The 17,981-nt window shown below is 65.9% G+C and carries 16 protein-coding genes and 1 pseudogene; 10 read left to right on the top strand and 7 right to left on the bottom strand.

Features of this window, described 5'->3' with window-relative positions:
- Positions 1 to 9: 9 nt before the first annotated feature.
- Positions 10 to 1,116 carry a glycerate kinase gene (locus ACPGXI_RS07310; RefSeq protein WP_526651319.1) on the top strand — a complete coding sequence of 369 codons (1,107 nt, stop codon included), beginning with the start codon at positions 10 to 12 and terminating at the stop codon, positions 1,114 to 1,116.
- A gap of 138 nt (positions 1,117 to 1,254) precedes the next feature.
- Positions 1,255 to 1,629 (top strand): HesB/IscA family protein, encoded by a 375-nt coding sequence (locus ACPGXI_RS07305; RefSeq protein ID WP_526651317.1) that lies wholly within the window; start codon positions 1,255 to 1,257, stop codon positions 1,627 to 1,629.
- Positions 1,630 to 1,657: 28 nt separating this feature from the next.
- Here the strand turns inward: ACPGXI_RS07305 and ACPGXI_RS07300 are convergent, their stop codons facing one another.
- A complete protein-coding gene (locus ACPGXI_RS07300; protein ID WP_526651315.1) occupies positions 1,658 to 2,353 on the bottom strand; it encodes an Rv0361 family membrane protein in 696 nt (231 codons plus the stop codon).
- 241 nt (positions 2,354 to 2,594) lie between these two features.
- Between ACPGXI_RS07300 and ACPGXI_RS07295 the strand changes: the two genes are divergently transcribed.
- Positions 2,595 to 3,578: a carbohydrate kinase family protein gene (locus tag ACPGXI_RS07295; RefSeq protein ID WP_526651313.1), complete on the top strand. Its 984-nt coding sequence runs from the start codon at positions 2,595 to 2,597 to the stop codon at positions 3,576 to 3,578.
- A gap of 37 nt (positions 3,579 to 3,615) precedes the next feature.
- On the opposite strand, the gene asnB is transcribed toward ACPGXI_RS07295, so the two are convergent.
- On the bottom strand, positions 3,616 to 5,607 hold the full coding sequence (asnB, locus tag ACPGXI_RS07290; RefSeq protein ID WP_526651311.1) for an asparagine synthase (glutamine-hydrolyzing): 1,992 nt from the start codon (positions 5,605 to 5,607) through the stop codon (positions 3,616 to 3,618).
- Positions 5,608 to 5,799: 192 nt separating this feature from the next.
- On the opposite strand from asnB, the gene ctaC reads away from it, so the two are divergent.
- The 5 genes from ctaC (at position 5,800) to ACPGXI_RS07265 (ending at position 10,333) form a co-directional block, all read left to right on the top strand.
- Positions 5,800 to 6,834, top strand: coding sequence for an aa3-type cytochrome oxidase subunit II (gene ctaC, locus ACPGXI_RS07285; RefSeq protein WP_526651309.1), 1,035 nt, complete (start codon positions 5,800 to 5,802; stop codon positions 6,832 to 6,834).
- A gap of 8 nt (positions 6,835 to 6,842) precedes the next feature.
- The gene (gene ctaF, locus ACPGXI_RS07280; RefSeq protein ID WP_526651307.1) at positions 6,843 to 7,262 is read left to right on the top strand and encodes an aa3-type cytochrome oxidase subunit IV; all 420 of its coding nucleotides are present in this window, start codon (positions 6,843 to 6,845) and stop codon (positions 7,260 to 7,262) included.
- 201 nt (positions 7,263 to 7,463) lie between these two features.
- Positions 7,464 to 8,357 carry an MmpS family transport accessory protein gene (locus ACPGXI_RS07275; RefSeq protein ID WP_526651305.1) on the top strand — a complete coding sequence of 298 codons (894 nt, stop codon included), beginning with the start codon at positions 7,464 to 7,466 and terminating at the stop codon, positions 8,355 to 8,357.
- A 15-nt stretch (positions 8,358 to 8,372) separates the two neighbouring features.
- The gene (locus ACPGXI_RS07270; RefSeq protein ID WP_526651303.1) at positions 8,373 to 9,107 is read left to right on the top strand and encodes a DUF2561 family protein; all 735 of its coding nucleotides are present in this window, start codon (positions 8,373 to 8,375) and stop codon (positions 9,105 to 9,107) included.
- Between the two features lie 83 nt (positions 9,108 to 9,190).
- Entirely contained in the window at positions 9,191 to 10,333 is a 1,143-nt protein-coding gene (locus ACPGXI_RS07265) for an agmatine deiminase family protein (RefSeq protein WP_526651301.1), read from the top strand.
- A 54-nt stretch (positions 10,334 to 10,387) separates the two neighbouring features.
- On the opposite strand, the gene qcrB is transcribed toward ACPGXI_RS07265, so the two are convergent.
- From qcrB to ctaE, 4 genes are read right to left on the bottom strand one after another with little or no spacing between them, the layout of a single operon-like run.
- Positions 10,388 to 12,055, bottom strand: coding sequence for a cytochrome bc1 complex cytochrome b subunit (gene qcrB, locus ACPGXI_RS07260; RefSeq protein ID WP_526651299.1), 1,668 nt, complete (start codon positions 12,053 to 12,055; stop codon positions 10,388 to 10,390).
- Positions 12,052 to 13,215, bottom strand: coding sequence for a cytochrome bc1 complex Rieske iron-sulfur subunit (gene qcrA / locus ACPGXI_RS07255; RefSeq protein WP_526651297.1), 1,164 nt, complete (start codon positions 13,213 to 13,215; stop codon positions 12,052 to 12,054). The genes qcrB and qcrA overlap by 4 nt, the downstream gene beginning before the upstream one ends.
- A complete protein-coding gene (gene qcrC, locus ACPGXI_RS07250) occupies positions 13,212 to 14,033 on the bottom strand; it encodes a cytochrome bc1 complex diheme cytochrome c subunit (RefSeq protein WP_526651295.1) in 822 nt (273 codons plus the stop codon). The genes qcrA and qcrC overlap by 4 nt, the downstream gene beginning before the upstream one ends.
- Positions 14,034 to 14,068: 35 nt before the next feature.
- Positions 14,069 to 14,680, bottom strand: coding sequence for an aa3-type cytochrome oxidase subunit III (ctaE, locus tag ACPGXI_RS07245; protein ID WP_526651293.1), 612 nt, complete (start codon positions 14,678 to 14,680; stop codon positions 14,069 to 14,071).
- A 68-nt stretch (positions 14,681 to 14,748) separates the two neighbouring features.
- Between ctaE and trpD the strand changes: the two genes are divergently transcribed.
- On the top strand, positions 14,749 to 15,840 hold the full coding sequence (gene trpD, locus ACPGXI_RS07240) for an anthranilate phosphoribosyltransferase (RefSeq protein WP_526651291.1): 1,092 nt from the start codon (positions 14,749 to 14,751) through the stop codon (positions 15,838 to 15,840).
- On the opposite strand, the pseudogene ACPGXI_RS07235 reads toward trpD, so the two are convergent.
- Positions 15,778 to 17,565 (bottom strand): annotated as a pseudogene (locus ACPGXI_RS07235) (DEDD exonuclease domain-containing protein); the annotation flags it as partial. The gene trpD and the pseudogene ACPGXI_RS07235 sit on opposite strands and share 63 nt — an antisense overlap.
- A gap of 142 nt (positions 17,566 to 17,707) precedes the next feature.
- On the opposite strand from ACPGXI_RS07235, the gene ACPGXI_RS07230 reads away from it, so the two are divergent.
- Positions 17,708 to 17,962, top strand: a complete 255-nt coding sequence (locus tag ACPGXI_RS07230; RefSeq protein WP_526651289.1) for a hypothetical protein — start codon at positions 17,708 to 17,710, stop codon at positions 17,960 to 17,962.
- Positions 17,963 to 17,981: the final 19 nt, after the last annotated feature.

Below are 17,981 nucleotides of genomic sequence, written 5' to 3'. Positions count from 1 at the left end.
TCTGCGGGAATGAAGTCTGCCGCGATGGCGGGCAGCGACACCGACGCCGACCGGGGCGCCGCCCGCACCGTGCTGATAGCTCCGGACTGCTTCGGCGACAGCCTCACCGCCGTGCAGGCAGCCCAGTCGATCGCCCGGGGCTGGCGCAGTTCGCGCAGCTTGGACCGACTCATTCTCGCCCCGCAGTCCGACGGGGGACCCGGGTTCGTGGAGGTGCTGGCGGGTCGGCTTGGCGAAGTGCACACCGTGCAGGTCAGCGGACCGTTGGCGGACGAGGTGGCGGCACGGTGGGTGCTCGTCCCGGACCCACCGGTTACCGCCTACATCGAGTGCGCGCAGGCTTGCGGTCTCGCGCTCCTGGGCGGCCCGCCGACGGTGCGCACCGCGCTCGACGCGCACAGCAGGGGAGTCGGTCAGATCATCGCCGCCGCCCGAGAAGCCGGCGCTGCCCGAATCGTCGTCGGTCTCGGAGGCAGCAGCTGCACGGACGGCGGCCGGGGCATGGTCGAGGCGATGGGCGGTCTGTCTGCCGCGCGGAAGCTGCTCGCCGGGGTCGAGCTCATCGCTGCCAGCGACGTCGAGCACCCGCTTCTGGGCCCGATGGGTGCTGCGGCGGTGTTTGGGCCGCAAAAAGGCGCCGACCCGGGCTCGGTCGCGATCCTCGAGGGCCGCCTGCAGGCGTGGGCCGAGGAACTTCAGCTATTCGCCGGCCGCCGAGTCAGCGACGACCGCGGGGCGGGTGCCGCCGGAGGCATCGGCGCGGCCCTGATCGCACTGGGCGGGCGCCGGGAATCCGGGGCGGCGATCATCGCCGAGCACACCGGACTTCCCGCCGATGTCGCCTCGGCAGACATGATCATCACCGGAGAAGGACGCCTCGACGATCAATCTCTGCACGGCAAGGTGGTCAGCGCGCTGGCCGCCGGGGCGCGCTCGCAGCAGGTTCCACTGTTGGTACTGGCAGGCCAGGTGACTTTGGACGAATCCGCGGTGGCGGCGGCCGGTATCGCCGCGGCGTTCTCCCTCACCGACCACGCCGGGTCGGTGCAACGCGCAATCGAGGATGCGGCCAACCAGCTCACCGGTCTGGCATCCTCGGTGGCCTCGGCCTGGTGAGCGATGGCCTGGTGAGCGATGGGGAATACGGGTGCAACAGGGTACCGTTGTCCATGTGGAGCTCATCTGCAGCAGTCCGTTCCATCCGACCGATGGGTAGGGGCGCTTCCACCCACATACGTCCACACAGGAGATTCCATGACTCTTCAGGAAGAATCGGCAGCGCAGGCTGACCAGGCTACCGAGGCGCACGGCGTGCTCCTGACCGATGCCGCGGCCGCCAAGGCCAAGGCACTGCTGGACCAAGAGGGCCGTGATGATCTGGCGCTGCGGATGGCAGTGCAGCCCGGCGGGTGTGCTGGGCTGCGATACAACCTGTTCTTCGACGACCGCACTCTCGATGGAGACTTGACCGTGGAGTTCGGTGGTGTGGCGCTCACGGTGGATCGGATGAGCGCCCCCTATGTACAGGGCGCCAGCATCGATTTCGTCGACTCCATCGAGAAGCAGGGCTTCACGATCGACAACCCGAACGCCAGCGGCTCATGCGCCTGTGGCGACTCCTTCAACTGAGTGCCCTGGGCCCGCTGACGCTGCCTGGTCAGAACCGACCCGTGGTTCGCGGCAGGTAAGAGCACACCAGAATCTCATCGTCGATCGACAGCAATTGGGCGATGGCCTGCTCTTCCTCCTCCTGCGGCTGGTTCCCCCGGGCGCCGCGCCCTGGCTCTACCCGCATGGTGAACAGCACCTGTGCCTGCGTGGGTGACCAGGCAACCAACTTGTCGATCGAGGTCACCTCGGCGACGCTGTACTGCCTGCGGAACGCCTCACTGGACAGATCGGCGAGCGCGAGATCGGCCCGGCGCTCCTTGGCGGCGTCAAACAGTCCGCAGAGGGTGTTGCGGGCCACGGTCTCGTCATCGCCGTTGGACAACGCGTCGAGATAGCTCTGAATGGCGACTTGCGCCGAGGACTCGGTCAACAACGCGTCGGAGCGCTGCTCGTCCCGGCCGCCGGTGAGCGCTACCGCGGCGATCACGCCGACTACCGTGACGACGGCCAGCGCGACGATTGCCGCGATGATCCACCTGCGGCGATTGCGGTGCGGATATGGAACTGGCGGCGGAAGCATTCCCGGGTATGTCGCGTTGATGCCGCCGTCCGGGTAGGGCTGCGCCGAGGGAGCCGAGGGATAGGACTGGACGAAGGAATCCGGATACCCCGGTTGTGGTTGCGGTTGTGGTTGCGGGCCGACCGGTCCAGCGCCGTATTGGGGCGGGTACGGACCAGTCATAAAGTTGCTCCCAGGGAGGTCGGTCGGATTCTCTGGCATTCAGATTGGCCGCGTGGGTACTTGTAGGCAGGTTAGCGCAACTGACGGTGGTGCCCGCCGGGTCGGCGGGACGATCCGGGGGGCCGACACGGGATCAGCGAAGTGGCCGACAGTAGGGTGAACGGCGTTCTCCGTGCGATTCGTCGAGCACAGGAGGGTGAAACCAGGACGGGTATCGACGACACATGAAGGGCGGACTCCTGTGGCCATCGCGGTGACCGGATCGATCGCAACCGACCATTTGATGCGGTTTCCGGGTCGGTTCTCCGAGCAACTCCTCGCTGACCACCTCCAGAAGGTGTCGCTGAGCTTTCTCGTCGATGACCTGGTGGTGCATCGCGGAGGCGTCGCGGGAAACATGGCCTTTGCCATGGGTGTGCTGGGTGGCCGTCCGACGCTGGTTGGGGCGGTCGGCAGAGATTTCGACGAATATCGGCAATGGCTCACCTCGCACGGCGTGAACTGCGACAGCGTGCTGGTATCGAAGTCGGCCTACACGGCCAGATTCGTGTGCACCACCGACGTGGACATGGCCCAGATCGCCTCGTTCTATCCGGGGGCAATGTCGGAGGCCCGCGATATCAAGTTGGCCGATGTCGTATCTGCCACTGGTGCAGCGGATCTCGTGATTATTGGCGCGAACGACCCGGAAGCCATGTTCCTCTATACCGAGGAATGCCGGTCACTGGGCCTGGCCTTTGCCGCCGACCCGAGCCAGCAGTTGGCCCGGCTGTCCGGTGAGGAAATCCGCCGGCTGATCGATGGCGCCACGTACCTGTTCACCAACGACTACGAATGGGATTTGTTGCTGCAGAAGTCCGGGTGGTCGGAGGCCGAAGTGATGACGCAGATCGAGATGCGCATCACCACGCTGGGCGAGAATGGCGTGGACCTCGTCGGTCGCGATGGGACGTTCATCCACGTCGACGTGGTGCCCGAGACGCACAAGGAGGATCCGACCGGTATCGGCGACGCGTTCCGCGCCGGGTTCCTCACCGGGCGCGACGCTGGTTTGTCGCTGGAGCGGGCAGCGCAACTGGCATCACTGGTGGCGACCCTGGTGCTGGAGGCGCCGGGCCCCCAGGAGTGGGCCTGGGACCGCGATTCTGCCGTGCAGCGACTGAGCGACGCGTACGGCGCTGAGGCGGGCAGGGAGATTGCCGAGGCGCTTGGCGCCGACAGATAGCCGACTCCCAACGACTCACCAGAGCCCTCAGCGCGCGTCAGAGTTGTACGGGGTAGCTCGGTTCGCTGATCTCGGGCGTCACACTTCCCTCGACGAAGATCGCATGCCATAGCATGAAGATCAGCATGGTCCAGAGTCGGCGGCTGTGGTCGGTTGCTCCGCTTCGGTGTTCGTCCAACATCGACCGAACTGCGCCCAGGTCGATCAGGTCGCCGGCCGCGGAAGCGCCGATCATCGAGTACGACCAGTCCAACAGCTCCCCGGCGCGCAGCCAGTGCCGGATCGGCACGGGGAAGCCCAGCTTGGGTCGATTGAGTACATGCGCGGGCACGATGGGCGCCAGTGCCCGCCGCAACGCATATTTCGTGGTGGCCCGGGTGATCTTCTGGTCGTAGGGCAGTCGTGAAGCCACCGCGAACACTTCGGGGTCCAGGAACGGGACCCGCAATTCCAGTGAATTGGCCATCGTCATCTTGTCGGCCTTGACGAGGATATCGCCGCGCAACCAGGTGAACAGGTCGATGTGCTGCATGCGAGCGACGGGATCCCAGCCTTTCGACTGTGCGTATACCTGCGCGGTGACGTCGGTGTGGATCCAGTCGTCGCGGAATCGTGGCAACACCGCGCGCAGTTGTTCGTCGGAGAAGCTCCTCGCATTGCCGTAGTAACGCTCTTCCAGGGTGAGCGAACCGCGGTGCAGCAAGCCTTTGCCCCGCATTCCCTCCGGCAGCGGCCCGGCCATCTTGGCAACGGACTTGCGAAGCCCACGGGGCAGGTAGTCAAACGGTTTCAGCGACAAAGGCTCCCGATAGATCGTGTAGCCGCCGAACAATTCGTCGGCGCCTTCCCCCGACAAGACGACCTTGACGTGTTTACGTGCCTCGCGGGCCACGAAGAACAGCGGTACCAGAGCGGGGTCGGCGACGGGTTCATCCAGGTACCAGACGATTTCGGGAAGCGCGGCGACGAACTCCGCCTGACTGACGACCTTGGTGACATGTCGGGCGCCGATGGCTTCGGCGGATGCGACGGCGACGTCGACCTCAGAGAACCCTTCGCGTTCGAAGCCAGTGGTAAACGTGATCAACCTCGGGTTGTGTCGCATCGCCAGTGCCGCGATGGCCGTCGAGTCGATTCCGCCGGAGAGAAACGCCCCAACCGTCACGTCGGCGCGCATGTGTTTGGCGACCGAGTCCTCGAGCACCGCGGTGATCTCGTCATAGCGGCGCTGCTCGTTGGGTCGTGACGATCCCGGCGCGGAGCCCGCGGCGAAGGGCACGGCATCGAAGTGCGGCGTGAAGTAGCGGGTCACCTTCGGCTGCCCGCCGGGCCGCAAGCGCGCATAACTGCCCGACTCCAGCCTGCGGATACCCCGGTGCAGGGTCTCTGGCTCTGGCACGTACTGCAGCACTGTGTAGTGCTGGACGGCGCGTTCGTCGATGGCCAGATCTAGGGCCAGTAGATCGGCCACCTCCAGAAGGCACTTCTTCTCGCTGCCCACCACGGTGCCACCAGGCCCGGTAGCCATGAACAGCGGTTTGATGCCGAAGGGATCCCGCGCGCAGAACAATTCCTGCTCGACGCTGTCCCACAACGCGAAAGCGAACATGCCGCGTAGCCGCCGCAGCGCCTCGGTGCCCCAATAGTGGTAGGCGGCCAGGATCGTCTCGCCGTCGCCGTCGGTGTGGAAGACCGCGCCGAATTCGGACCGCAGCGCTTCACGTAATTCCAAGTAGTTGTAGATCTCCCCGTTGAACACGAGAACGTAGCGGTCCGGTGCATCGCCCGGTCCCCAGCGCAGCGGTTGGTGACTGTGGGCGATGTCGATGATCGCGAGGCGGTTGAAGCCGAGTACGACCTGGCCTTCGGCCGGCGAACCTTCAGCCCCTACGGTGTCACTCCAGGTCCCGGGCTCATCGGGGCCGCGGTGGCGCATCAGGGCGGTGGCGCCGGAGACCGCGTCGACGATGGCCCTGTGCTCCTGCCCTCCATGAGAGGGGTTCGTAACCAGCGCCAGCAATCCGCACACCGCGCCAGTATGCCTAATCGGACCGACGTTCCCGGACCGGCCCGGCGCCCGACTCGGAGATCCGCGGCCGACACATTCTCCGGTCGCTTCGCTCCGCACCCACAAGGTGGTCTACGCTGCGTAGTATTCAGTGCAGCCGTCCGCCCGCCCGCCGGTCGAACGACCGCCCGTTGACTTCAAGGAGGCGCCAACGTGTCCGCTCGCGGCCTGAAGTTGGTGGCATTGTCCGTGCTCTTGGGTGGGACTGCGGTCCTGCTCAGCGGATGTAGCTGGTCCGAGGCGCTCGGACTGGGCTGGCCCAGAGGCATTACTCCCGAGGCCCAACTCAACCGTGAATTATGGATCGGCTCGGTGATCGCGGCATTCGTTGTCGGCGCCCTGGTCTACTTCCTGCTCTTCTGGACGGTGGTTTTCGACCGCAAGAAGAAGGACGACAAAGAGCTGCCCCGTCAGTTCGGCTACAACATGCCGCTCGAGTTGGGCCTCACCGTGGCGCCGTTCGTGATCATCTCGGTGCTGTTCTACTTCACGATCGTGGTGCAGGAGAAGATGCTGTACAAGGATCCCAACCCAGAGGTCGTGATCGACGTCACCGCCTTCCAGTGGAACTGGAAGTTCGGCTATCAGAGTATCGACTTCGCCGACGGCAGCTTCACCTACGACGGCGACGACAACGAGCGCAAGGAGACGATGGTCTCCAAGCCCGAGGGTGTCGACAGCGAAGGTGAGGAGATTGTCGGGCCGATCCGCGGTCTCAACCCAGAGGACCGCACATACCTGAACTTCAACAAGATCGAGACGCTCGGCTCATCGTCGGAAATCCCGGTGCTGGTGCTGCCGGTCGGTAAGCGGATCGAATTCGAAATGGCGGCGGCCGACGTGATCCATGGTTTCTGGGTGCCAGAGTTTCTCTTCAAGCGCGACGTGCTGCCCAACCCGGCGGAGAACAACTCCGACAATGTCTTCCAGGTCAGTGAGATCAACCAGACCGGCGCCTTCGTCGGCCGGTGCACGGAGATGTGCGGCACCTATCACTCGATGATGAACTTCGAGCTGCGCGTGGTCGAGCCCAACGACTTCAAGGCGTACATCGACCAGCGCAGCGCGGGGAAGACGAACGCGGAGGCGCTCCAGGCGATCAACCAGCCACCGCTGGCGATCACCACTGAACCGTTCGACACCCGCCGCGGAGAGCAGGCGCCGCAGGTCCCACAGGCGAGCAGGTAGGACAGCACATGCACATCGAAGCGAGGGTCTTCGAGTTTCTGACCGCGTTCTTCGCACTGGCCTCCGTCGTGTACGGCGTTCTGACGGCGATGTACGCCCAGGGTGGCATCGAATGGGCCGGCACCACAGCCCTTGTGCTGACCACCGGTCTGACGATGATCATCGGTACGTTCTTCCGCTTCGTCGCACGGCGCCTGGACACCCGACCCGAGGATTACGAGGACGCCGAGATCGCCGATGGCGCCGGTGAGCTGGGCTTTTACCCCCCGCATAGCTGGTGGCCGGTGTTCATCGCATTGTCAGCCTCCATCACAGCCGTAGGTGTGGCGCTGTGGCTTTCGTGGCTGATCGTCGCTGGCGTCTGCTTCGTGCTGGCCACGGTGGCCGGGCTGGTTTTCGAGTACCACACAGGAGCCGAGAAGCACTGATTCCGAGAAGCACTGCGCAGCCGCCGGTGCCCTCCCTTGGCGCCCGCGTCGCGGACAAGGTCACAATCAGGAGATGAGTTCGCCCGCAACCCGCGCTGTGCGTCCTGTTCGGTTGGCTCCTTTGGGTACTGTTGCGCAGGCGTCGTGGTCCTCTTGCGGCACCACCGCCGTCAGACAAGCAGTCGAGAAGGATAGACGTAGATGAGCGGGCCGAATCCCCCCGGGCGGGACTCTGGCGGAGCGGATCGCCGAGGAGGTGAGGAGCCGGGTGGCCCCTCCTCGAATGAACCCACGCGAGATGGTGTCGGCGCCTCACCCGACCGGAGCACCCGACCCGATCAGAGCGACACCGATCATTACTCCCAGGCCTATTCCGCGCCCGAATCAGAGCAGATCGGCAGCAGCCCGTATTTGCCCGCCGACGCATCGCTCTACGACTACGACAGCTACGACCCCGAAAACGATGTCGGCGAGCCGCCGGTCCCGCCGCGCTGGCCGTGGGTGGTCGGCGTCGTCGCGATCGTCGCAGCGGTCGCTCTGGTCGTCTCGGTCTCGGTACTGGTGACCCGCACCGACACAGATAACCTGGCGACGCCTCAGACCAGCACCAGTTCGCCTCCGCCGGTCCAGGACGAATTCACCACGACGAGGCCGCCGCCTCCACCGCCGCCGCCCACGACCGAGGAGCCGCCACCCCCGCCTCCGCCCGAGACGGTAACGGTCACCCAGCCGCCGCCGCCGCCACCTGTCGTCGAGGAGGCGCCGCCGCCGCCGGTCGTCGAAGAGGCGCCGCCACCGCCGCCGCCACCGACGACACGGGCGGGCCCACGGCAGGTGACCTACTCGGTCACCGGAACCAAGGCGCCCGGCGACATCATCTCTGTGACCTACGTCGATGCGTCCGGCCGAAGCCGTACCCAGCGCAACGTCTATATCCCGTGGTCGCTGACCGTGACGCCCATCTCGCAATCCGAGGTCGGTTCTGTGCAGGCGTCCAGCCTGTTCTTGGTGAGCCGACTGAACTGCTCCATCACTACGAGCGACGGCGCAGTACTGTCGTCGAACACGAACAACGCCGCACAGACTAGTTGCTAGGCAGATAACACGCTGATGACATACCTCACTGATACCGCAGACCGCTCGCGACCGAGCCTGAGCTTCGACCTCGCCGCGCTGGATCGGATAGACCGGATCCTGCTCGGCAGCTGTGCGGCTGTCTGGCTGGCAGCCCTGGGGGCTGGCGTCGCCGCGACGGTGGCCCTTGTCGACCTTTCCCGGGGACACACCGCCTCCAGTAGCGATTCGGGCACCCCCTGGATTCTCTATACGGTCATCGCGGTCTCCGCCGCGGTGATCCTGGCGGCGGTGCCGCTGCTGCTTCGTGCACGTCGCGCTGCACTGGAGGAACCCGACCCCGAGTCACGGCCTCAGGCAGCGGCGACACCACCGCAGGCCCCGGCGCGCGGCGCTGGAGCCGACGCGCCGACGGAGAAATTCCAGGTGGTGGCACCAGGTGCAGCCTCCGAGTCCGGCGGCCGCCCGACGAGTGAGTCGCAAGGGGCTGCGGCGGACGCTGATGAGCCGCAAGGGGCTGCGGGCGTTGATGAGCCGGCCACGGCCAACGCGCAGGCCATCGATCAGCTGTGGCTGCGGTGCGCTGCGGGACTCGCCTGCGCGGCGGGTGTTGCGACGCTGTTGACCGCAATATCGACGTACCTGGTCGCCGTCGACAACAACACCGTGGCCTGGGTCTTCTACGGTATCGCCGGTGCGATCACGCTCGGGATGGCAGCCATCCCGTGGTATGCACTGCGTGAGCTGCGAACCCTGATCGACGATCGCTGACGACCGATTCGGGCGCGTCTGCTCCGAGTTCGCGATGAGCAGGACCAGCAGAACTGCTGCGGATCAAGCGGATTGGGGTCACGATGAGCGAGCTGCCGCGCCGGAGGCTGTTCCGCGCGGGGGCGAGCGTCTTACTCGGCGGCGCGGGCCTGCTGTCCTGCTCGTCAACCAAGGAGGACGCCGTGCTTTCGCCGGCCACGGATTCGTTTGCCGCTGAGTCAGCCGGGCGGTGGCGCATGCCTGCCGAGTCGGCCCGGCATGCCCGCACGTTCATGTCCTGGCCGCCGCTCGGCTCGGTCTGGAAGGGCAAGGACGGCCCCGCGGTGCAGAGCGACATCGCCGCCATTGCGCGCGCTGTCGCCGAGTTCGAGCCAGTAGTGCTACTCGCCGCGCCTGCGGAAATGCGGGCGGCTCAACGAGCTTGCGGATCTGGGGTCGAGGTGATCCCGATCGCCACGGACGACCTGTGGATGCGGGACAGCGGACCGACTTTCGTGATCGGGACCAGCGGACTGGCGGGCATCGATTTCCATTTCAACGGTTGGGGCGGCAAGCAAGAGCACGCACGAGACGAGATGGTCGCCGCGTCACTTCTTTCTCGCATCGGCGTTACCAGGATCGACGCTCCGATCACCGCGGAGGGCGGGTCGTTGGAAGTCGACGGGGAGGGCACTCTGATGGCCACCCAGAGTTCGTTGGTCAACCCGAACCGCAATCCCGGCGTGTCCCGCGAGGCGATCGAAACTGCGCTCAAAGACCTGACCGGGGTGTCCAAGGTGATCTGGTTCGACGGTGTGCGGGGCCAGGACATCACCGACTACCACGTTGATTCCCTTGCCCGGTTTGCCGAGCCGGGCACCGTGCTGATCAGCCGGCCGGCCCCGGCCGACGACGTGTGGACACGCGCGTATCGACAGGCCGTCACAGTGCTGCAACAGGCGACCGACGCCCGTGGACGCCAATTCGAAATCGTCGAACTACCCGAGCCGGACCCCGCAACGCTCGCCGACCGTGGCGAGGCGTTCCTTGGGTCGTACGCGAACTACTACGTGGTCAACGGCGGCGTGCTGGTTCCGCGGTTCGGTGACCGCCGTGCCGACGCCGATGCAAAGTCGATCGTCGCAGAACTCCACCCGGGCCGCGAAGTTGTGCAGATGAGGATCGATACCGTCGCCGAGGGCGGCGGCGGAATTCACTGCGCGACCCAACAGGAACCCGCAGTGTAGCCGCAGCGGTGGCCCCGGTGAGCTGACACCGATCGGATGCGTCCGGTGCTGTCCTTATCGGTGGCCGTTGGACGAACCGTTTGAGCCGTTTGAGCCGTTGGACTCGCTGGTGGAATCCTGGTGCTCTTTCAACGCCGTGAGGGCCCGGTGTTCCGCGGCGTGCGCGGCCGCATTGAGCGCCTCGTTCTCCTCGACCGGATCGGCAGAGAGGAAGCTGCCGGAACCGGGCGAGCCGCTCGATCCCAGCTTGTTCATCCGCTTCGGCAGTGCCGCACCCTGGTATTCCAGCGGGATGGCGTGGCCGTGCTCGTCCACGGGACCCAGCGGTTGATGCAGTTCGACGTAGGCGCCGTGCGGGAGCCGCTTGATGATGCCGGTCTCGATGCCGTGCTCGAGCACCGCGCGGTCGCTGCGCTGCAGGCCGACGGCCCACCGGTAGGCGACGAGGTACACGATGGTCGGCAACATGACCATGCCGATGCGACCGATCCACGTCGTCGCGTTGAGCGAGATGTCGAATTTCAGCGCGATGATGTCGTTCATGCAGGCGAAGGTCAGCAGAATGTAGAACGAGATCGCCGCGGCGCCTACCGCGGTGCGCGTCGGAGCGTCCCGCGGGCGCTGCAGCAGGTTGTGGTGGGCGTCGTCCTTGGAGAACTTCTTTTCCAAGAATGGGTAGGCGATCAACAGGGTGAAGATCAAACCCATTCCGGCCGCGACCCAGTTGCCCTGGGGAATGGTGTGACCGAACGGGTAAAACTCCCAGGCCGGCCAGAGACGTATCAGCCCGTCGGTCCACATCATGTAGAAGTCGGGCTGGCTGCCCGCCGAAATCTGGGATGGTTTGTACGGGCCGAGCGCCCAGATCGGATTGATCTGGAGAAGCCCGCCCATCAGGCCGAGGATGCCGAGGGTGACCGCGAAGAACGCGCCGGACTTCACCGCGAACACCGGCATGACCCGCACACCGACGACATTTTTCTCGGTGCGTCCCGGGCCGGGGAACTGGGTGTGCTTCTGGAACCACACCAGTGCCAGGTGCACCCCGATGAGCGCCAGGATGATGCCCGGAACCACCAGGATATGCAGGGCATACAGTCGCGGAATGATGATTTCGCCCGGGAAGTCGCCGCCGAACAGCGCCCAGTGCATCCACGTGCCGATGAGCGGTATTCCCAAGGTGATGCCCGAGAACGCAGCGCGGAGGCCGGTACCCGAGAGCAGATCGTCGGGGAGCGAGTAGCCGAAGAAGCCCTCGAACATCGCCAGGATCAGCAGCAGCGAGCCGATCACCCAGTTGGCTTCGCGGGGCCGACGGAACGCGCCGGTGAAGAAGATGCGGGCGAGGTGGACCATGATCGACGCGGCGAACAGCAGCGCGGCCCAGTGGTGAATCTGGCGTACGAACAAACCGCCGCGGACCTCAAAGCTGATTTCCAGGGTTGTCTCGTAGGCACGCGACATCTGCACACCGCGCAACGGCTGGTAGACCCCGTCGTAGATGACGTGAGCCATCGATGGATCGTAGAACAACGTCAGCCAAACGCCGGTGATGAGCAGCACGACGAAGCTGTACAGAGCGATCTCGCCCAGCAAGAAGGACCAGTGAGTCGGGAACACCTTGTTGAGCTGCCGGCGAACCGCTGCTGAAGGGTGGTACCGCGAATCGATCGCCTCACCTTGCTTGGCGGCGATCTCGGCCATGGTGGGTCGTGGGCTCATGACTTTCGCTCCCAGAATGCCGGTCCGACAGGTTCGATGAAGTCGCCGTTGGCAACCAGGTATCCATCCTGGTCAATGGTGATCGGCAGCTGAGCCAATGCGCGGGCCGCGGGACCGAAAATGGGCTTCGCGAAATGCAACGCGTCGAACTGCGATTGATGGCAGGGGCACAGGATGCGGTAGGTCTGCTGCTCGTAGAGCGAGGACGGGCAGCCCAGGTGCGAGCACACCTTGGTGTAGGCGAAAAGCTCGCCGAAGTTGAAGCTCTCCTGGCCTTGTCGCTTGACCACCCGCGACATATCGCCGGGTTTGATACGGATGAGCATGACGGGGTTGCGGACGCCATAGGCGATCTCGGTCAGATGGTGCTCGGACTCGACAGTCGTTCCGTCGCCATCGGACTCCCGCCAGGGGAACACCGTCTCCATGCCGCCCGCATCGATATCCTCTGGGCGCATCTTGACGAACGGTGAATCGCTTGACCTACCGGTGGCCCGGGCCAGGTAGATGGTCTCGCCGGCGAAGCGCGGGGTCCACCCCGAGGTCCACAGCACCGCCTTGAGGCCGTCGGCCGTAGGTACCACGGGCTTCCACGGATTCTTGATCAAACCGCCCATGAAAGCCACGAGCGTGCCCAGGCCGAACGCCCCGAACCCGATACCGAGACTGAGGCCGATCATTTTGCGGCGCTTCAGAGTCGAGCTGTCCAGCGCGTTGCCCAGGTTGGCGGCGACGGTCTTGCGCTGCAGTTCGGAGGAGGGGCCGTCGTGGCGTTCCTGGATGGAGATTTCTTCGGGGATGAATTTCTTCTGAAACAGCACCGCGCCGACGCCGATCGCCAGGATCGACAATCCGAACGTGAGGCCGTACAGCGGAGTCGTGAGTGTGTATAGGAACTCACCCTCGCCTCCGTACGGCACGTACTCCCAGGGCCAAAACAGGAAGATCAGCAGCAGCGCCAGACCCGAAAACCCGGCGAGCAGCAACCAGTAGGCCACCGTCCGCTCGGCGCGCTTCTCCGCCTTGGTGTCGGGAACCGGCCACCGATCTTGCCTGTGGACGATCTCGACGCCGTCGAGCTTGCCGCCGAGTTCGAGCAGCTCTTCCTGCGACATCTCGGCCAGCTCGGCATCGGTGGGCTGACTGCGATCCTCACTCATGCCCGTGCTCCGATCCAGAGGGCGGCTGCGATGGCCGCCACCATTCCGATGATCCAGATCACCATGCCTTCAGAGGTGGGGCCGAAGCCGCCCAGCCCGAGGCCGCCGGGGGTCGGTGTCGCGGCTGCTTCCCGCACGTAGGCCACGATGTCGCGCTTCTCTTCCGGCGACAGTTGCCGTTCAGAGAACTTCGGCATGTTCTGGGGACCCGTCAGCATCGCCGTGTAAATCTGAGCCTCGGTCGCGTTACCGAGATCGGGGGCGTACTTACCTGACGACAGCGCACCACCTTTGCCGGTGAAGTTGTGGCATGAGGCGCAATTCAGCCGGAACAGGTCACCGCCGCGGGCTACGTTGTCGCCGATCAGGGATTGCTGAGCGATCTGGCCGTTGGCGTCGCGGGGGACCACCGGCCCACCACCGTTGGCCTGGATGTAGGCGCCGAGTGCATCGGTCTGCACCTCGTCGAACTGGGCCGGCTTCTGCGGCGCCTGCGCCTCGCCGCGCATCGCGGGCATCCGGCCGGTCGACACCTGGAAGTACACCGCAGCTTCGCCGACCCCGATCAGGCTGGGCCCACGATCGGCGACGCCCTGCAGGTTGACACCGTGGCAGGTGACGCAGGACAACTCGTAGAGCTGTTGCCCCTGGCGCAGCAAGGCCGAGGCCGACTCGTCGGCGACGGCCACCTGGGGCGCCGGCGTGAGAGTGGCCGCCAAGCCCCCGGCGACCGTGAGCCCGGTAATCAAAAGTACTGCAGCCGACAGCCGCCGGCGCAGCCGACGTCGGGACTTGCTGGTCATCGAACCCCTTCTCATCGGCCTTTTTTGAGAGGCGCCTGCCGTCTTTGGAGTCATCGAACGAAGTAGATGACGGCGAACAAGGCGATCCACACGATGTCGACGAAATGCCAGTAGTACGACACGACGATCGCCGCCGTGGCCTGTGCGGGGGTGAACTTGCTCATCCGGGTGCGTAAGAGCAGCAGCACGAACGCGATGAGACCGCCGATGACGTGCAGACCGTGGAAGCCGGTCGCGAGGTAGAAGACTGAGCCGTAGGCGCTGCCGGGGATGGTGGTCCCGTGCTGGACGAGATGCAGGTATTCGTAGGCCTGACCGAGGACGAAGAAAGTACCCATGGCCAGGGTCAGGGTGTACCAGCGACGGAGTCCGAAGACGTCACCGCGCTCGGCGGCGAAGACGCCCATCTGGCAGGTGAACGAGGACGCGATCAACACCAGCGTCACCGGCACCGCGAGGCTGAGGTTCAACTCAGTGGGTGCGGGTGGCCAGTCACCGCCGGCCTGAGAGCGCGCGGTGAAGTACATCGCGAACAGGCCGGCAAAGAACATCAGCTCGCTGGAAAGCCACACGATGGTGCCGACACTGACCATGTTCGGTCGATTCAGCGAATGAACCCGCGACGTGATAGCCGTTCCCGAGGTCCCTACAGCGCTCGTCACAGGTGCAAGTATGACGCTTTGTAGTTGTTGAACTCCACCCGGGTGGAGTAATTCGTCATAATCTTTCGATGATTCCTACCTCCGGGCACCACGCGTCGCACGACGAATCGGTCGCGATCCACACCTGGCCAGTGATTCTCGGCAGGTTGACCACGGATCAGGCGCTTGCGCCCGGGCAGGCGGCCTGGGCGATGGACCAGATCATGACGGGCGCCGCGACCCCGGCGCAGATCGCCGCCTTCGGCGTGTCGCTGAAGATGAAGGGCCCCAATTCGGCTGAAGTCACCGAATTGGCCGACATAATGCTGCGGCATGCGCGGCGGGTGCCGACCGACACGATCGGCACCGAGACGGTGGACGTGGTCGGTACCGGTGGTGACGGGGCCAACACGGTCAACCTGTCAACGATGGCATCGATCGTGGCGGCCGCAGCCGGCGTCCCCGTGGTCAAACACGGCAACCGTGCCGCCTCATCGTTGGCCGGTGGAGCGGACACACTCGAAGCGCTGGGGGTGCGTGTCGATCTGGGCCCCGATGAGGTCGCCCGCAGCGTGGCCGAAGTCGGCATCGGTTTCGCGTTCGCCCCGCAATTTCATCCGTCCTATCGGCACGCGGGTGCGGTACGGCGAGAGATTGGTGTGCCGACGGTGTTCAACTTGCTCGGCCCGCTGACGAATCCGGCTACTCCGCGCGCCGGTCTGATCGGCTGCGCGTGGGGTGATCTGGCGGAGGTGATGGCGGGCGTGTTCGCCGGCCGCGGGTCGAGTGTTCTGGTTGTGCACGGTGACGATGGGCTCGATGAATTGACGACCACCACGACGAGCACGATTTGGCGGGTACACAACGGCACGGTCGAACGTTTGACGTTCGACCCGGCCGATTTCGGCTTCCGGCGCGCTGAGATTTCCGAGTTGGTTGGCGGCGACGCCGAATCGAACGCGGCGGCGGCCAGGGCCGTTCTGGGCGGCGCGAGGGGGCCGGTTCGCGACGCGGTCGTTCTCAACGCCGCAGGTGCGCTGGTGGCCCACACCGGCCTATCCGGCGACTCCGAGTGGGTTCCGGCCTGGGAGTCCGGTCTGGCCCGCGCGACCGAGGCGATCGACTCCGGGGGAGCCGAACAGCTGCTCGCGCGTTGGGTGCGGTTCACCCAGCAACTGTGAATCGGTGACGTTCGCGAGCTGTTGGTCGGCAAGGCGTGCCGAGCGGGCCGACGCCGCCCACGGCGACCAGCGCCCGGCCGCGCCCATCGGCGAGCAGTAGCCCGTATCGGCGCGCACGATCCGGACTCCGGATTGGGCGAGCCAACGGGTGAGTAGCGCCGTCTCCTCGACCAGTGCGCCCCCCAGGGGTTCAGCCGTGGGCAAGATCGCCTGCGCGCCGGCGATGAGGGCGTCCACGACGGGCATCGGCGGCACTCCGCGGGGCGCCACGCCGGCGGCCGCCAGCTGGCCACGGCGAATCACAGCGACGTGCCAGCCGTGGTCGCCGTCGGGTTTGGCGGCCACCATCTCGGAGACGGAGGCCAGCGCCCGAAGCCGCTGACTGCGCCACAGCACGTCGATGGTGGCCGCGGCCTGGTCGCGCAACCGCGCGGCAGTCTCGTAGCGCCGGCGCTCGGCCAACTCGGCGATGTGCGACAGCGCCGCCGCCAGCGGTTGGCTGCTGCGCCCGTCGATCAGCGCGAGCGCATCTTGTGGCGCGGGGGCATACTCGGCGGCGCTCACGCCGCGAGCGGCCGGGCACCCGGAGACCTCCAGTTCCGGACAGGCCGGCCCGTGCACTGCCGAGCGGCCCAATCGGGTGGTACAGGTGCGAACGCCGGTGAACCGCGCGATGAACGTGGCGGCCGCCCGAGCGTCGGCGCGGGATCGGAAGGGCCCGACGGTGCTGGCGCCGCGTGACGCCCGCGCCACGGTGAAACGCGGGAAGGCTTCGTCGGTCAGGGTCAGCCACCACCAGCGCCGGGGGAACTTCGACCGACGGTTGTACTGGGGTGCGTGAGCGGCCAGCAGGCGTAGTTCCCGGACTCCGGCTTCCAGATCGTGGGCACATTCGACGTGGTCGACCGCAGTGGCCAGCGAGGCCATTTCCTTGATCCTGGTCCGGGGATCGGCACCGTTGAAATACTGCGACACCCGCCGGCGCAGGTTGACGGCCGTACCGACGTAGAGCACCTCGCCTGAGGGCCCGCGGAACAGGTATACCCCGGGGCCGCTCGGCAGGCCTCGGGCGAGGTGGCGCTTGGCGCGCTGCGCCGGTGTCACATCGGGCAGATAGGAGCGTAACTCGGTGTAGGTGTGCACACCCTGGTTGCCGACCCGTTCGATGAGGGCGTGCAGCACGTCGACGGTCGCCCGCGCGTCGTCGAGGGCCCGGTGGGTGGGCGTTGTCGAGGCGCCGAACAGTCGCGCCAGCGCCGACAGTCGGACGGTGGGCGCCTCGTCCCGGGTGAGCGCGCGGCGCGCTAGTCGAACGGTGCACAACACCGGAGGTTTGGGCCAGGTCAGGTGATGGCGTTCGGCCGCGGCGCGCAGGAACCCGACGTCGAAGCCGGCGTTGTGGGCGACCAGGACCGCGCCCCGGGAGAACTCGAGAAAAGAGGGCAGAACGAGATCAATCTTCGGGGCGTCGAACACCATCGCCGAGGTGATGCCCGTCAGCGCGACGATCTGGGGCGGGATGTCCCGGCCAGGGTCGACCAAGGTGGCGAACTCGCCGAGCACCTCGCCGCCACGGATCTTCACCGCACCGATCTCGGTGATCGAGTCGTGCCCGTCTCCCGAAGAGCGGCCGCCGGTGGTTTCGAGATCGACGACGACGAACGTGGTTTCCCGCAAGGTCGGCTCAGCAAACGGATCGACGTCCGCAAAGCTCAGTTGGCCCATGTGCTGAACCTAGGCGCCGCATCTGACAACCAAGGCCAACCCCGCCGTATCTCGGTCGGGAACGTCGCAGACTCACACACGGGGGATGTGTCGGTACCCGCCGATAAGGTGCGCCTGAACACCGATCGAGAGGACGAGTGCGATGGCACAGGATCAGCGGCTACCGGGTGCACTGCCGGATCCCGAAGATGAGACCGGAACGGTGAAGATCGACTGCGACGACTGCGCCGTCCGCGGAGCGGGATGTCAGGATTGCGTCGTCAGTGTTTTGCTCGGCGTGCCCGAAAAATTGCTCGTGGACGAGCGATTGGCGCTAGAAGCGCTCGCTGACGTGGGGCTGGCTCCGCGATTGCGGCTCGTGCCGATCCATCGGCATGGCGGTACGGGCGTTGCCTGACGACACGCGTCGGCACCGA

Source organism: Mycobacterium sp., from assembly GCF_049608025.1.
GTDB lineage: Bacteria > Actinomycetota > Actinomycetes > Mycobacteriales > Mycobacteriaceae > Mycobacterium.
This window is presented reverse-complemented; position numbering and strand designations above follow the sequence as displayed.